Source organism: Micromonospora yasonensis, assembly GCF_026013475.1.
GTDB classification, from domain to species: Bacteria; Actinomycetota; Actinomycetes; order Mycobacteriales; family Micromonosporaceae; genus Micromonospora; species Micromonospora yasonensis.
Genome location: NZ_JAPDPH010000002.1, coordinates 1 through 14368, shown reverse-complemented (window position 1 = coordinate 14368; position 14368 = coordinate 1). Strand labels below are relative to the sequence as shown.

Genomic DNA, 14368 nt, shown 5'->3' with positions numbered 1-14368 from the left:
AAGCGACCGGAATCACATCACGGTGCCGCCGACGTGGCGACCGGTCCTGGTCAGGGGGTGTGGTCGACGACGTCGCCGAGGCCGGCGGCCACCAGTTCGTCCCGGATGACCGCCGAGTCGCCCTCCACCACCAGGGTCAGCGACTCCGGGTGCAGGTGATCGGCGGCCGCCGCCGACACCTGCTCCACGTCGGCGCCGAGCAGCGACTCGCGCAGCCGGGCATGGTAGTCGTCCGGCAGGTCGTGCACCACCAGCGTGGTCAGCGCCGAGGCGATGGCGCGCGGGGTCTGCAGCTCGACCGAGAGCTGCCCGGCCCGCCACGAGCGGGCCACCGCCAGCTCCTCCTCGGTCACCCCGGTCAACTGGGTACGCGAGACCTCGCCGACCGCCTCCACCAGGGCCAGCGCGGTCACCGCGGTCTGTACCCCGGAGCTGATCGCGAACCGGCCGAACCGGCGGGACGCGGCGAAGTCACCGCGGATGCCGTACGTGTAGCCGTGCACCTCGCGGATCAGGTGGTTGAGCCGGGAGGTGAACGCCCCGCCGAGCACCGTGCCGGCGAGCGTCATCGGCACGTAATCCGGGTGGGCGCGGTGCGGGGCGGGGTGCCCGAGGCGCAGCGTGGACTGCACCGAGCCGGGCCGGTCGACCAGGACGACCTTCCGCCGGCCGGGCAGCGGCACGTCGATCGGGCCGCCCTTGTCCACCGGTCCGCCCCCGGTGCCGGCGAACGCCGCCGCGCCGAGCGCCGCCAGGTCGAGCCGGTCCAGGTCACCGGCGACGATCAGCGTTCCCGGGCGGATGAACCACTCGGAGTGGAAGACCGTCACGTCGTCCACGTCCAGGGCGGCGACGCTCTGCGGGTCGCCGTGCATCGGCCGGCCCCAGCGGTTCTCCGCGCCGAACAGGTCGGCGCGCAGCACCGCGTCCGCCCGGGGGCCCGGGTTGGCCCAGTCCATCCGCAGCGCGGTGGCCTCGTCGTCGCGGACCCGCAGCACGTCCGCCGGGTCGAGCCGGGGCGTGCGGACCGCCTCCGTGAGCAGCTCCACGGCGGCGCTCAGCCGGTCCACCGGGACCTGCACGCTGACCTGGAAGGAGTCCCAGTCCAGCCCGGTCACCAGCTCGGTCCCGAGCGCCTCGATGGCCAGCGCGTACGCGGTGCCGTCCCGCTGTGCGGTGCCCTCCTCCAGGGCCTTGGCGAGCACCCCGCCGAGCCCTTCCTTGCCGACCGGCTCCCGACCCGCGCCGGCGTCGAGGAGCAGCAGCGCGACGGCCAGGTTCTGCCCGGGCAGGTGCGCGGCGACGACCTGCCCGCCCGCGACGGCCCGACGGACCACCTGCGGGAACCGGTACGGGCGGGCGGCGCCCGGGCCGGGACGGGTGGCGATCAGCGTCATGGCTTCTCCTCGGGCAGGTAGGTCAGGGTCACCCGGTCGGCGGCGCCGAGCAGCTCGGCGGCCTGTTCGGCGATCTGCTCGGCGGTGACCGCGAGCCAGGCCGGCAGGCGTTCACCGATCTTCGCCGGGTCACCGAACTGGGTGGCGTACCGGCCGAGCACGTCGGCCCGGCCGTCCACCGTGGACATGTGTCGCCACCACTGGGTGCTCAGCAGCGCCTTGGCCCGGTCCAGCTCGGCCGCGGTCACCGGGACGGTGGCCAGCTCGTCGACGACGTCGGTCAGCCCGGCGCGCAGCCGTTCGGCGGACACCCCGGGGCGGGCGGTGGCGGTGGCGATCAGCGGCGCGGGCCCGTGCGCCAGGTCCACCCCGTACGCCCCGACCAGGTCCGGCTGGGCGATCCGTTCCCCGTCGGCGAGCCGCTGGTAGAGGCGGCTGCCCCGGCCGGTACCCAGGACGGTGGCGAGCACGGTGGTCACGTCGTACCCGGTGGTGCCGTAGGGGTGGGTGCGGTGCGCGACGTAGACCCGGGGCGCGGGTACGTCGGCGGTGACCGTCTCCGCCGCGGGTCGCCCGGTCGCCGGCACCGTACGCCCGTCCGGTGCGGCGGGGATGCCGTCCCGGGCGGGGATGGCGGCGAAGTACTTCTCGGCCAGCGCGAAGACCTCGGCCGGGTCGGCGTCCCCGACCACGGTCAGGACGGCGTTGTTCGGGGCGTAGTACGTGGCGTGGAAGTCCTGGAAGGTGGCCAGGGCGGCCGCGTTCAGGTCGGCCATCGACCCGATCGTCGCGTGGTGGTACGGGTGGCCGGGCGGGTAGAGCAGCGGCAGCAGCCGCAGCCAGGCGTCGCCGTACGGGACGTTCTCGTAGCGCTGCCGGCGCTCGTTCTTCACCACGTCCCGCTGGTTGTCCAGCGTCTCCTGGGTCAGCGCGGGCACCAGGCCGCCCATCCGGTCGGCCTCCAGCCAGAGCGCCAGCTCCAGGTGCTCGGCCGGGACCGTCTCGAAGTAGTTGGTCCGGTCCGGGTTGGTGGTGGCGTTCAGCGAGCCGCCGGAACCCTGGATGAACTTCATGTGCTCGGTCTTCGCGACGTTGACCGAGCCCTCGAACATCAGGTGCTCGAAGAGATGCGCGAAGCCGGTCTGTCCCTCGGGTTCGTGCCGGGAACCCACGTCGTACCAGAGGTTCACCGCGACCGCGGGCGCGGTGCGGTCCTCGCTCACCACCACGCGCAGGCCGTTGTCCAGGCGGGCGGTCTCGATCGGCCAGGGGTAACCGCTGTCGGGCATGGCACGACGCTATCCGATCTCGCGGGCGGAAAGGGGACGAGCGCCAGCGCGGCGTCCGGAAGGACGCCGCGCCGGCTCCGGTCCGAGCCGCCGTACGCCGCCGGTCAGTCGGGCGGCTCCGACGGGGTGACGGTCTGCTCGGAGGTCCGGTGCTCCAGGGTGGTGTCCTGGGCCACGTTCGCGTCCTCCCGGATGTCCGATTCGGTGAGGATCGCGTCGGCCTGGGCCCCCGGGTCCTCGCTGCCCACCCGCTCCTCCTCGGGCAGCAGGTGGGCGCGGGACTCGATCCGCTCCTGGTCGCTCTGGTCGTGACTCATGCCGTCCCCATACCCCCCGTCGGGCTCAGCGGAACGGCCCCTGCACCTCGTAGGTGATCCCGCCCGAGGAGGCGCCGCTGGTGCCGCGCTGAGAGGAGAAGTAGAGCCGCCGGCCGTCCGGGGAGAACGCCGGTCCGGTGATCTCCGAGGCGCTCTGCCCGGTAACTCTCAGAAAGGGCGTGACAACGGCGTCCGGAGTGATCAGAACGATCTCCATGTTGCCGCCGTCCTCGGCGACGTAGAGGTCCCCGTACGCCGAGCCGGTGATGTTGTCGACCCCGGTCAGCGGGGCCGGCCCGGTCACCACCAGCGAGTCGTCGTACGCGAGGTCGATCCGCTGGTTGACCGCGTCGTACGCCCAGACCCGGTTGTCCCCCTTGGTGGTGAACCAGCAGGTGCCGTTCGCGTACCAGGCGCCCTCGCCGCCGTTGAACTTCTTCGCGCCGGAGACCTGGCGGCGGGTGTAGGTCGGCGTGCCGTCCGGGTCGGGGACCCGGGCCCAGCTCACCGGGCCGCTGGTGGCAGTGCCGGCGACCAGCACCTCCAGGGTGCCGCTGGACAGGTCGCCCCAGACCGTCGGGCGGAACCGGTAGAAGCAGCCGTCGGTCTCGTCCTCGGTCAGGTAGATCACCTCGCGGTCCGGGTCGGCCGCCGTCGCCTCGTGGGTGAACTGTCCCATCGCCGGCCGGCGCACCGCCGCGATCCCGCCCTGTGGCCAGGTCTCGTAGACGTAGCCCCGGCTCACCTCCTCACAGGAGAGCCAGGTGCCCCAGGGGGTCGCCCCACCGGCACAGTTCCGGTTCGTGTTTCCCAGGATCCGGTACGCCGAGGAGATTGTTCCGTCGGCGTTGAAGCGCACCGCGGAGGCCCCGCCGGTGGTGGAGATCTCGGAATTCGAGACGTAGATCCAGCCGGTGCCGGCGGTGAAGCAGGCACCGCCGTCAGGGGCGTCGTGCCAGGCGTACGAGGTGCCCGGGACGACCTGCCGGGACCGGGCGATCACCCGGCTGGTGAAGCCCGTGGGGAGCTGGATGCCGTTGGCGTCGGCGCTGCCCAGTGGCCCGTACGGGCCGACTCCGGGCTGCGCGGGCGCGGCCAGGGCGGCACCGGCCCAGAGGCTGCCGGAGAAGGCGGCGGCACCGGCGACGGTGGCGCGTAGAACGGTACGACGATCCATTCGCAGACCTCCTGACGAAGCGTTCGGTGCCGACGAAACTACCGGCGGTCGCATCGATGGAGGTGAACGTGAGGCGAGACTTTCCCGACGACACGGTGAGCCCGGCCCGTCGCGTCGGGTAAGCTGGCCGGCGTGACGCGGTCGTATCGATGGTTTAGGCAGCCGGCTGGAGGAGCCGGTGACTCGACCATGATCTGACGTCACTCCTCTTCGAGCCGGCCGGGCAGGGATCTCCCTGCCCTTTCGTGTACGAGCAGCCGGCTCGACCTCGGGCGCCGGCCCCGGGGGCACGGTCGGCGGAAGGAAGCCCACCGTGACGACCCCGGAGCCCCATCGGGTCATCGACCAGCGGATCGACCGCGTCGTGCCGCTGACCACCCCGGCCCTGCTGCACCACCACCTGCCCCTGGAGGCCCCGCTCGCCGAGGCCGTGGTGGCCGGTCGGCGTGCCGTCGGCCGGGTGCTCGACCGGGCCGACGACCGGCTGCTGGTCGTGGTCGGCCCGTGCTCGGTGCACGACCCCGCCGCCGCCCTCGAGTACGCGGGCCGGCTGCGCGAGGCCGCCGACCGGCTCGCCGACGACCTGCTGGTGGTGATGCGCGTCTACTTCGAGAAGCCGCGCTCGACGGTGGGCTGGAAGGGCCTGATCAACGACCCCGGGCTGGACGGCTCCGGCGACGTCAACACCGGGCTGCGGACCGCCCGGGCGCTCCTGCTCGACGTGCTGCGCCTCGGCCTGCCGGTGGGCTGCGAGTTCCTCGACCCGATCACCCCGCAGTACATCGCCGACACGGTCGCCTGGGGCGCGATCGGCGCGCGGACCGTGGAGAGCCAGGTGCACCGGCAGCTCGCCTCCGGGCTGTCCATGCCGATCGGCATGAAGAACCGCCCCGACGGCAGCATCTCCACCGCGGTGGACGCCATCCGCGCGGCGGGCGTGCCGCACGTCTTCCCCGGCATCGACGTCGCCGGCACCCCGGCGATCATGCACACCAGGGGCAACGCCGACGGCCACCTGGTGCTGCGCGGCGGTGGCGGCCGGCCCAACTACGACGCGGAGTCGGTGGCCGGGGCGCTGGACCTGCTCCGGGCGGCCGGGCTGCCCGAGCGCGTGGTGATCGACGCCAGCCACGCCAACAGCGGCAAGGACCACCACAACCAGCCGCGGGTGGCCGCGGACGTGGCCGCCCAGCTCGCCGCCGGCCAGCGCGGCATCGTCGGGGTCATGCTGGAGAGCTTCCTCCAGCCCGGCCGGCAGGACCTCGACCCCACCCGTGAGCTGGAGTACGGCAAGTCCGTCACCGACGCCTGCATCGGCTGGGACACCACCGCCGAGGTCCTCGACCACCTGGCCCAGGCGGTCCGCACCCGCCGCGCCACCCTCCCCACCCCCGCCTGACGCTCGGCCCGGTCAGACCGAGCCGGCGTGGAGAACACAGCGCCGCCCGGCCCCTCGCGGGGCCGGGGCGGCGCTGGGCGTCGGTGTGCAGGTCGCCGCTCGGCGAGTGGCGTGACGCGGCTGCGCCGTCACGCCGCCATCGGGCCGGGTCCCGTGACGTTTGACCGATTCGGGCCGGGGTAGCTGGTCGGCGTGACCGACGACGCGCCCGTGACCGAGCAGCCGGACCTCCGGCCGCTCGACGAACTGCTCGACGACATCTACCACGGCCAGGAACGGATCAGTCAGGCAGACATCTACCGCCGGGCGGTCGCCGCGGAACTCCCCGCGGAGCTGCTCACCCGGATCGCCGCGCTGCCCCAGGGCGAGTACGCGGTCGACGAGGCGGCCGACCTGCTCGGCGGGACCGTCGCCTGACGGCACGACGGAGAGGACAGCGGGATGACCGACCGCGACCAGGGGCAGCGACACCACATCGAGGCGCTCGGTGATCCGAACGGCGACCCGGAGTTCGCCGAGGAGCACGAGGAGACCGCGGTGGACGAGGACATCATCACCGGCGAGGACGAGAACCGGCGCGAGCCGGAGGCGGCGCGCGGCTGGGCCGGCGAGGACCACGGCACGTCGCCCACCTGAGCGACACGAGTGAGGGGCCGGCGCTTCGCGCCGGCCCCTCGTCGCGGGTCACTTGTCCTTGTCGCCGCCGTCGGCCGCGTGCTGGGCCACGGCGTACCCCATCTGGAGGAAGTCCGAGGCGGCGACCGCGGTGAGCGCGGTGGCGATCAGCCGGGTCAGCCGGGGCGCCAGGACCAGTCCCCCGGTGAGCCCGGTGGCCACCCAGACCGCCAGACAAAACGGGCAGCTCACCAGCTCGCCGAGGGCGTGTCGGGTGGGACTGCCCTGGTCGCGGACCTGCTCCATCACCTCGCCGCTGCCGATCGGGTGCTCGTAGCGGGTGAACGGCGCGCGCAGGGGGCTGGTGATCGCGTCCTTGGACAGCAGCCGGCTGAGCTTGTGGGTCGCGACGGAGAGCAGCACCACGTCCCCGGCCGAGGGCCGCTCCGGCACCGGCCGCCCGGTCGCCTTGACCAGGCCCACCAGGGACGCGGTCACCGCCGCGTACGTGCCCATCGCCTTCAGGTAACCCTCCAGCGGCCGCTGCTCGTTCGGCGCGTACGCCTGGCGCAGCCGCGCCACCTTCTGCTTCAGGCCCCTCCCGGTCACCCGGCCTCCTCGGTGTCGTCGCGGGGCCGGCTCAGCCGGCGGTCAGGTTGTCGGCCACCTCGCGGGCAAGGCTGGCCAGGATCTCGTCGGCCATCCCGTGGTCGGTGCCGGACAGGTCCAGCCGGACCCGGGCGCCGCCGGCGTCGGCCGGCTCGACGTCGATGTCCGCCGCCCAGCCCTCCGTGCGGCAGCTCCACCTGGCCCGCATCTCCTCCGCGTCGACAATCTCCACCTGCTGCGTACCGGTCCGGCGCAGCGGCTCGGGCAGCCAGGCGGCGGCCCGGTCCGGGTCGGTGGCGGTGTTGAACACCACCTCGGGCGGCGCGGACATGCCGCGCTCGGCGTGGCTCGCCATCAGGCTTCCCGCAGCCGGCTCGGGTCGACCTCGCGGCCCGGGTGCCGGGCGAGGTACTCGGTCTCCAACTCGGCGGTGCGGCGCAGGTGGTTGGCGAGCGCCGAGTCGGTGGCGTGCCGCAGGGTGTCCAGCCGGGTCCGGTGCAGGCTCTGCATCTCCCGGACCAGGTCCTCGTCGCCCAGCTCGGCCGGGTCGATCCCGAGCGCCTCGCCGTCGACGTCGCCGGCCACCGCGTCGGTCGGGGCACGGTCGCGGTCCCACTCGGGGATGAGCTGCTCCGGGCTGGCGTCACCGGTCCGGCGTACTGATTCGGTCATCGTCGCCCCCTCGTCTCGTTCGGGCTGGCGTCTAGACGGATGCCCACCGGGGATGCCACCAAACCCCGCCACCTACGACACCGCGTCGGAGACGGGCGCGGGCCCCGGTACCCTCGATGGCATGAAACGGCTCTGGACACCGGCGTGGATCGCCCGCCACGTGGCCATGGTCGTGCTGGTCGTGGGCTTCCTCGGCCTCGGCTGGTGGCAGGTCACCCGGGCCGCCGGCGGCAACACGCTCAGCTTCGGGTACGCGATCGAGTGGCCGGTCTTCGCCGGCTTCGTGGTCTTCGTCTGGTGGCGTGAGGTGCGGCACACGCTGCGCGGCACGCCCGCGCCGCCGGCCACCCCGGCGGCCGCCGGGGCCGAGCCGACCACCGCCACCCCGGCGGTACGCCGGCCCGTGCGGGTCAGCCGCGTGCCGGCCGTCCCGGTGGCGGGCGCCGATGACGGTGACCTCGCCGAGTACAACCGCTACCTGTCATGGTTGAACGCCAACCCGGGCGCGAGGCCCGGCGACTACCCCGGCTGACGCCGGCTTCGGAAGGACGGACGACGGTGGGCGGAGCCCTTACCCGGTACCGCGTGATCGCCTGGATCGTGGGCGTCGCGCTGGCGGTGCTGGTCCTGATCGGCATGCCGCTGAAGTACTTCTTCGACAGCCCGACCGTGGTGGCCGTGGTCGGCACCGCGCACGGCTGGCTCTACATGATCTATCTGGCGCTCACCTTCGACCTGTCGCGGCGGGCCGACTGGCCGCTGAAGCGGATGCTGCTGGTGATGCTCGCCGGCACGGTGCCGTTCGTGTCGTTCTACGCCGAGCGCCGGGTGAGCCACTGGCTGGCCGACCGCGACCGGCCCCGGGCCCCGGAGCCGGTCGCCGGCTGACTCAACGGTTCGGCCGCCACGCCGCGGTCGAGGCCAACGGGTCCTGCCAGCCGCCCAGGCGTACGCCTTCCCGGGCCCGCCGCAGGGCCCGGGTGACCTGGCCGAACTGCCGCTCGTCGTCGCTGCTGAACAGGAGCACCTCGGTGCCCTTGTGCCGCCCCCACAGCTCGTACGCCGGGGGTCGCCAGCGGTCGCCGATCAGCACCAGCAGCACCGGCAGCAGCCCGACCGCGCCGAGCGCCAGGTACGCCGACGCGGTGAGCCGCTGCAGCCCGCCGGTGAACCCGAGCAGCACCCCGACCGCGCCGATCAGGCCGCCGCTGACCCCGACCGCCCGGACGGCGAGCCGGTCGTGCGGGCCACGGGTGGTCCAGATCTGGGTGAGTTCGGCGACCGGCCAGCTGGCTCGGCCGACCGTGAAGCGTTCGGCGGTGACCACGATGCCGGGTCGGGCGTAGAGGAGGGTCGGGTTGGCCGCCCGGGGCGGGCGGGTGGTGGAGCCATCGGTCTGCACGGCGTCCTCCCAGTGGATCGCGCGCCGGGCGTCCGCGCCATCGCTGAACTGCACCGATACCGTCGGGCGGAATTCCCGGCTCCGCGCTTCATTGTGTGGCGCACGTGCCACCCCTCCCCGGGTTTTCCGCCGCCCACGGCGGTACCGGCAGGAACACGTCTGCCCGAGAAGGAGGCGGATTTCCAGCTTTATCGGCATTTTGCGCTGCGGGCCCTGGCGACATCCGCCGACAACGACGAATCGGGCCACCCGCGCCAACCACCCATCGGGCACCGCTGTCGCCACGGTCGGCCGACGAGCCGGTCACGAAACGTCACTGTCGCCAGCGTCACTTTTTGACACTTTGCCAACATTCGCCCCTGCTTCAACTCCCGACCACTCTCGTCTCGGGTTAGGTTGTGCAGGCCGGTCCGGTCGACCGCCATCCACCCGGATGGCTCCGAGCCGGTGTCGCCGGGGCGCACCACGGCCTCCGGCGAGCGTCGGAGAGGAGCTTTCCGCTCTTGTCGTCCTTACGGATGCTGCTGCGCGCGTTGGCGGTGGCCGGCCTCTCGGCCGTGCTGATCGCGCCGGCATCGGTGGCCCGGGCCACGCCCACGCCCGCCGAGCTGACCAAGCAGATCGAGAAGTCCTCGACTGAGCTGGAGCGAATCGTCGAGTCCTACAACAAGCTCAACGAGGAGATCAAGGCCAACAAGGCCACCTCGGCCACCTTGCAGACCAAGATCGGCCCGCTGCAGGCGCAGACCGAGCAGAGCCGCGCCGAGGTGGGGATCCTCGCCGCCACCGCGTACAAGACCGGTGGGCTGCGGACCGCGCAGGCGCTGCTGGAGCCGGGCGCGTCGACCTCCCTGCCGGAGCGGCTGGGCGCTCTGGACCAGTTGAGCCGGCAGCGCCAGCAGACGATCAACGGCTTCACCGAGAACCAGCGCAAGCTGATCGACCAGAAGACCCGGCTGGACGCCACCCTGGCCCGGCAGGCCGCGCAGGCCAAGCAGCTCGCTGCGGGCAAGAAGAAGATCGAGACCGATCTGGCCCGGCTCTACCAGCTGCGCCGGCAGGCGTACGGCCGGGCCACCGAGGCGCCGGGCAGCTCCAGCTCGGCCGGCAGCGCTCCGAACATCGCCGGTTCGGCCGGGACCGCCGTCCGGTACGCGTACGGGGCGGTCGGCAAGCCGTACGTCTACGGCGCCGACGGCCCGGACGGCTACGACTGCTCCGGGCTCACCCTGGCGGCCTGGCGGGCGGCCGGGAAGTCCCTGCCGCACAACGCGGCGATGCAGTGGGACGCCACCGCGCGGATCAGCCGCAGTTCGCTGCAACCCGGTGACCTCGTCTTCTACTCCGGCCTCGGGCACGTGGCGATCTACGTGGGCGGCGGCCAGATCATCGACGCGCCCAGCGCCGGCCGCAACGTCAGCAAGCGGAGCATGAACATCATGAGCATCCAGGGCTACGGCCGGGTGCGCTGACGCCAAGAGCCCGCGCGGGCTCCAGGACGACGAACGGCCGGCGTCCCCCTATCGGACGCCGGCCGTTCGTCGTGTCAATTACTACCAGCTCAGGCCGCCTGCAGCCCCTCGGCCCGGGCCAGCTCACGAAGCCGGCCGAGGGCCTGGATCTCCAGCTGGCGGATCCGCTCCCGGGAGAGCGAGAACCGCGAAGCGACCTCGGTCAGCGAGTGCTCCCGGCCGTCCTCCAGGCCGTACCGGGCCCGCATGATGCCGGCCGAACGGTCGTCGAGGTGGTTGAGCAGACCCTCGATCCGCTGCCGCTCCAGCCCGGTGAGGACGATCTCCTCCGGCGACGGGGCGTCACTGTCGGCGACCAGGTCGCCGAGGTTGGTGTCGCCGTCGTCACCGACCGGGGTGTCCAGCGAGACGGTGTCCTGCGACCAGCGGACCAGCTCGTTGACCCGCTCGACGGTCACGCCGAGCGCCGCCGCGATCTGCTCCGGCTCCGGGTCGCTGCCCAGCTCACGGGTGAGCTGGCGGGCCGTGTTCCGCATCCGGTTGACGTCCTCGACCAGGTGCACGGGCAGTCGCACCGTCCGCTCCTGCTGGGCGATCGCCCGGCTGATGGCCTGGCGGATCCACCACGTCGCGTAGGTGGAGAACTTGTAGCCGCGCTCGTAGTCGAACTTCTCGACCGCCCGGACCAGGCCGGTGTTGCCCTCCTGGATCAGGTCCAGCATGGGCATGCCCGAGCGCACGTAGCGGCGGGCGATCGACACGACCAGTCGCAGGTTGGCGCGGATGAACAGATCCTTCGCGCGCTCACCCTCGACGACCAGCCGCTCCAGGTCCTCCCGGTCGACGCCGGCCGGAACGCGGTCCTCGCCGAGCAGATGCTCGGCGTACAGGCCGGCCTCGATCGCCTTGGAGAGGTCGACCTCCTTGGCGGCGTCCAGCAGCGGTGTCCGGGAGATCTCGTGCAGGTAGACGCCGACCAGGTCCCGCTCCTCGGCGACCTCGTCGGTACGCATGCCGATGTTCTTGTCCACGATTGCCACGGTCCCCTCGCTCGCGCCGGTTGCCCGGTTCCTTGCCGTCCCCACGTTCATCAGCCCTCCCCGTCACCTCCGCTGTGCCCTCGGTGCTGACACCTACACAACAGATGAGACGCGTCGGGGATTCCATGTCGTGAGTCGAAACTGTCACGAATGCCTGAGTAGTTGCTGAGAGCCCGGTCCATGTTTGCTGTCAGGACCCCTGCTCGGGTGGCTCGCGTACGCCCTGTGGGGCCGGGCGTCGGAGCAGCGGAATCAGCGTCCGCCCATGGAATCGCACCATTGCGAAATCCATGAACACAGCGACCCACGTCACCGCGTCATTGCGATCCTGGTCACTGCCACATACGCGTTGGTGGACCGGTCGGTTCAGCCACGGTCGAGGATTACCCCACGCCTGGTTGAACAATCCGCAGCGGGAGCCGCGTCCCGCCGGCGGCGTGATTCGCGTCGCACCGGGCGCGCGGCCACAGGATGGGGTGAACCGGACGCGGGAACGGGCGTCCGGGTTCGGGCGGGGGCGGCGGGCCCCCGCCCGGTCAGGAGGCGAGCAGGGCCAGCGCGCCACGCACCTGGTCGGCGGAGCGGGCCAGGGCGGCCCGGGCGGCGGCGACCCCCGCGCCCGAGACCAGCGAGACCAGGGCGGTCTTGAGGTCGCCGTCGGCCTCGTGCAGCGCGGTTCGGCAGACCTCCTCGGCGCAGCCGGTGGCCTCCATCAGGATCGAGATCATCCGGCCGCGCAGCTTCGCGTTGGTGGCCACCATGTCGATCATCAGGTTCGAGTAGACCCGGCCAAGGCGCACCATGACGGCCGTGGAGAACGTGTTGAGCACCAACTTCTGCGCGGTGCCCGCCTTCATCCGGGTCGACCCGGTGACCACCTCGGGTCCGGTGTCCACCCCGATGAAGACGTCCACCGTCGAGGCGGCGGCCGCCTCCGGATTGGCGCAGAGCAGCACGGTCGAGGCGCCCTGGGCCCGGGACGCGCCGAGCGCCCCCAGGACGTACGGGGTGCGCCCACTGGCGGCCAGCCCGACCACCAGGTCGCCGGGGCGTACGCAGTCGGTGGCCTCGGCCGCCCCGCCGCGCTCGTCGTCCTCGGCGTCCTCCACGGCCCGCCACATCGCGTCCGGCCCGCCGGCCAGATGGGCGCAGAACCAGTCCCGCGGCGAGTTGAAGGTCGGCGCGAGCTCGGCGGCGTCGAGCACGCCGAGTCGGCCGGAGGTGCCGGCGCCGAAGTAGTGCACCCGGTGCCCGCCGCGCAGGGCGGCCACCGCCAGGTCGACGGTCTCCGCGATCTCGTCGAGGACGGCGGCCACCGCGGCCGGCACCCGGCCGTCGGCCTCGTTGATGACGGTGAGCACGTCCCGGGTCGACATCAGGTCGAGGTCCAGGCTCTGCGGGTTGCGCCGCTCGGTGGGCGCGCCCACCCGTACCACGGGTCGCACCGCGGCCACCTCGTCCGGCTCCACCGTCATGCCCGCCTCCGCCCGGCGCCCACCCGGTGCGACCGGACCGCCTCGGCCGTCGCCTCCAGGGCCTTCTTCGCCTTGGCGCGGCTGCGCGCGGCCACCCCGACAAAGAGGCAGTCGACTACGGTGAGCTGGGCCAACCGGCTGGCCATCGCGCCGGACCGGTAGGTGGTCTCGCGGGCGGCGGTGGTGAGCACGTGGTCGGCCACCTCCGTGATCGGCGACCGGGGGAAGTTGGTCAGCGCCACCGTGGTGGCGCCCCGGGCCCGGGCCTGCTCGAGCACCTCGATGACGTCCGAGGTGGTGCCGGTGTGCGAGATGCCGACCGCTACGTCGCCGCGGCCGAGCAGGGCCGCCGAGGTCAACGCGGTGTGCACGTCCGGGAAGTAGAAGGCGGTCCGGCCGATCCGGTGCAGTTTCTGTTGGAAGTCGGAGGCGACGAATCCGCTGGCGCCGGCACCGTAGACATCGATCCGGCCGGCCGCCGCGATCGCCTCGACCACCCGCTCGCAGACCGCCGGGTCGAGCTGCTCGGCGGTCTCCTCGACGGCTCGAGCGTCGTTGAAGGCGATGGTCGCGATGATCTGCGCGAGGTCGGCCCCGGGTGGGATGTCCCCGCCGACCACCCGGGCGTCCGGCGGCTCGACCCGGCGGGCGGCCTCGGCCGCGAGCCGGATCCGCAGCTGGGGGTAGCCGTCCATGCCGACCGACCGGCAGAACCGGATGACGGTGGCCTCCGAGGTCTCGGCGGCTGTGGCGAGGTCGGTGATGGTGCGCCGGGCGGCGTCCGCCGGGTCGGCGACCACCAGCCGGGCGACCCGCTGCTCGGCCGGGGACAGCGACGGGAGCAGGCCACTGATGTGGACGATTAGTCCACCGGGCTCGTGACTCGCAGAAATCTTCGGACTCTTCGCCACGGATGAAACTTACTTTCACGAGGCGAGACCGTCAACCATGAGGGCGCTTATCGGGAAAAGTACCGCCTTCCGCACGGGTCCCGCCCGGCAAGGTTCCCATTTCCGCAGCCCGGCCGCCTCCTCCGGTCCGGTCGACTCGGCCACGCCGGCCACCGGGGGAATCAACCGTCGCGCACCTGACACCGGCCGGACGGCCGGGCCGGACCGCCGGACGACCGGGCGACCGATGCGCCCCCGGACGAGTTGTTAGGAGGGGCCCCCTATACAACGCCAGGCGTTAATAAGGGGCCCCTGCTTACCCGGCCCCCGGCCCCGTCGGTCGGGCGGCTAGCGTGTGCCCATGGCGGAGCGCACGGTGCTGGTGACCGGGGGCACGGGCGGGCTGGGCGCGGCGGTCACCGCTGCCTTCCTGAGGGCGGGCTGGCGGGTGGTCGTACCCGAACGGGAGGGCGATCGCACGACGGCGGCGCCGTCCGCGCCGGTCCAGGTCCTACGACAACTCCAACTCGGCGCGTCTGACGCCGCGCAGCGACCTCGAGCCGTCGCTGAAGCCGTCGCTGCCGACCTGCTGGAGCCGGCCGGGGCGGCGCGGG

18 protein-coding genes are annotated in these 14368 nt (G+C 72.8%); 7 read left to right on the top strand and 11 right to left on the bottom strand.

Annotated elements, in window-relative coordinates:
* Positions 1-50: 50 nt before the first annotated feature.
* The 4 genes from ONA70_RS00670 to ONA70_RS00655 form a co-directional block, all read right to left on the bottom strand.
* Positions 51-1397 (bottom strand): M16 family metallopeptidase, encoded by a 1347-nt coding sequence (locus ONA70_RS00670; RefSeq protein ID WP_265004313.1) that lies wholly within the window; start codon positions 1395-1397, stop codon positions 51-53.
* Positions 1394-2686 carry a M16 family metallopeptidase gene (locus ONA70_RS00665; RefSeq protein ID WP_265004312.1) on the bottom strand — a complete coding sequence of 431 codons (1293 nt, stop codon included), beginning with the start codon at positions 2684-2686 and terminating at the stop codon, positions 1394-1396. The genes ONA70_RS00670 and ONA70_RS00665 overlap by 4 nt, the downstream gene beginning before the upstream one ends.
* Positions 2687-2790: 104 nt before the next feature.
* Positions 2791-3003: a hypothetical protein gene (locus ONA70_RS00660; RefSeq protein ID WP_265004311.1), complete on the bottom strand. Its 213-nt coding sequence runs from the start codon at positions 3001-3003 to the stop codon at positions 2791-2793.
* Between the two features lie 25 nt (positions 3004-3028).
* Positions 3029-4180 carry a PhoX family protein gene (locus ONA70_RS00655; protein ID WP_265004310.1) on the bottom strand — a complete coding sequence of 384 codons (1152 nt, stop codon included), beginning with the start codon at positions 4178-4180 and terminating at the stop codon, positions 3029-3031.
* Between the two features lie 313 nt (positions 4181-4493).
* Here ONA70_RS00655 and ONA70_RS00650 point away from each other — a divergent pair, with 313 nt between their 5' ends.
* The 3 genes from ONA70_RS00650 to ONA70_RS00640 all read left to right on the top strand — a co-directional run bounded on the left by ONA70_RS00650 (position 4494) and on the right by ONA70_RS00640 (position 6215).
* On the top strand, positions 4494-5579 hold the full coding sequence (locus ONA70_RS00650; RefSeq protein ID WP_265004309.1) for a 3-deoxy-7-phosphoheptulonate synthase: 1086 nt from the start codon (positions 4494-4496) through the stop codon (positions 5577-5579).
* A 192-nt stretch (positions 5580-5771) separates the two neighbouring features.
* Entirely contained in the window at positions 5772-5996 is a 225-nt protein-coding gene (locus tag ONA70_RS00645) for a hypothetical protein (RefSeq protein ID WP_265004308.1), read from the top strand.
* 24 nt (positions 5997-6020) lie between these two features.
* A complete protein-coding gene (locus ONA70_RS00640; protein ID WP_265004307.1) occupies positions 6021-6215 on the top strand; it encodes a hypothetical protein in 195 nt (64 codons plus the stop codon).
* Between the two features lie 48 nt (positions 6216-6263).
* Here the strand turns inward: ONA70_RS00640 and ONA70_RS00635 are convergent, their stop codons facing one another.
* The 3 genes from ONA70_RS00635 to ONA70_RS00625 are packed head-to-tail and all read right to left on the bottom strand — an operon-like array spanning position 6264 to position 7475.
* The gene (locus ONA70_RS00635; RefSeq protein WP_265004306.1) at positions 6264-6803 is read right to left on the bottom strand and encodes a DUF1360 domain-containing protein; all 540 of its coding nucleotides are present in this window, start codon (positions 6801-6803) and stop codon (positions 6264-6266) included.
* A 31-nt stretch (positions 6804-6834) separates the two neighbouring features.
* Positions 6835-7158, bottom strand: coding sequence for a hypothetical protein (locus ONA70_RS00630; RefSeq protein ID WP_265004305.1), 324 nt, complete (start codon positions 7156-7158; stop codon positions 6835-6837).
* Positions 7158-7475 (bottom strand): DUF6158 family protein, encoded by a 318-nt coding sequence (locus ONA70_RS00625; RefSeq protein ID WP_265004304.1) that lies wholly within the window; start codon positions 7473-7475, stop codon positions 7158-7160. The genes ONA70_RS00630 and ONA70_RS00625 overlap by 1 nt, the downstream gene beginning before the upstream one ends.
* Before the next feature lie 121 nt (positions 7476-7596).
* Between ONA70_RS00625 and ONA70_RS00620 the strand changes: the two genes are divergently transcribed.
* Positions 7597-8007, top strand: coding sequence for a hypothetical protein (locus ONA70_RS00620; RefSeq protein WP_265004303.1), 411 nt, complete (start codon positions 7597-7599; stop codon positions 8005-8007).
* 26 nt (positions 8008-8033) lie between these two features.
* The gene (locus tag ONA70_RS00615; protein ID WP_265004302.1) at positions 8034-8363 is read left to right on the top strand and encodes a DUF3817 domain-containing protein; all 330 of its coding nucleotides are present in this window, start codon (positions 8034-8036) and stop codon (positions 8361-8363) included.
* 1 nt (position 8364) lies between these two features.
* Here ONA70_RS00615 and ONA70_RS00610 read toward each other — a convergent pair whose 3' ends face one another.
* The gene (locus tag ONA70_RS00610; RefSeq protein ID WP_265004301.1) at positions 8365-8931 is read right to left on the bottom strand and encodes a DUF6232 family protein; all 567 of its coding nucleotides are present in this window, start codon (positions 8929-8931) and stop codon (positions 8365-8367) included.
* Positions 8932-9380: 449 nt separating this feature from the next.
* Between ONA70_RS00610 and ONA70_RS00605 the strand changes: the two genes are divergently transcribed.
* Positions 9381-10349: a C40 family peptidase gene (locus ONA70_RS00605; RefSeq protein WP_265004300.1), complete on the top strand. Its 969-nt coding sequence runs from the start codon at positions 9381-9383 to the stop codon at positions 10347-10349.
* Positions 10350-10438: 89 nt separating this feature from the next.
* Here the strand turns inward: ONA70_RS00605 and ONA70_RS00600 are convergent, their stop codons facing one another.
* The 3 genes from ONA70_RS00600 to ONA70_RS00590 all read right to left on the bottom strand — a co-directional run bounded on the left by ONA70_RS00600 (position 10439) and on the right by ONA70_RS00590 (position 13775).
* The gene (locus tag ONA70_RS00600) at positions 10439-11440 is read right to left on the bottom strand and encodes a sigma-70 family RNA polymerase sigma factor (RefSeq protein WP_265004299.1); all 1002 of its coding nucleotides are present in this window, start codon (positions 11438-11440) and stop codon (positions 10439-10441) included.
* A 485-nt stretch (positions 11441-11925) separates the two neighbouring features.
* Entirely contained in the window at positions 11926-12864 is a 939-nt protein-coding gene (murQ, locus tag ONA70_RS00595) for an N-acetylmuramic acid 6-phosphate etherase (protein WP_265004298.1), read from the bottom strand.
* Positions 12861-13775, bottom strand: coding sequence for a MurR/RpiR family transcriptional regulator (locus ONA70_RS00590; protein ID WP_265004297.1), 915 nt, complete (start codon positions 13773-13775; stop codon positions 12861-12863). Before ONA70_RS00590 ends, murQ begins: the two co-directional genes overlap by 4 nt.
* Before the next feature lie 340 nt (positions 13776-14115).
* On the opposite strand from ONA70_RS00590, the gene ONA70_RS00585 reads away from it, so the two are divergent.
* The coding region (locus ONA70_RS00585) for an SDR family NAD(P)-dependent oxidoreductase (RefSeq protein WP_265004296.1) at positions 14116-14368 on the top strand (253 nt) is incomplete at its 3' end.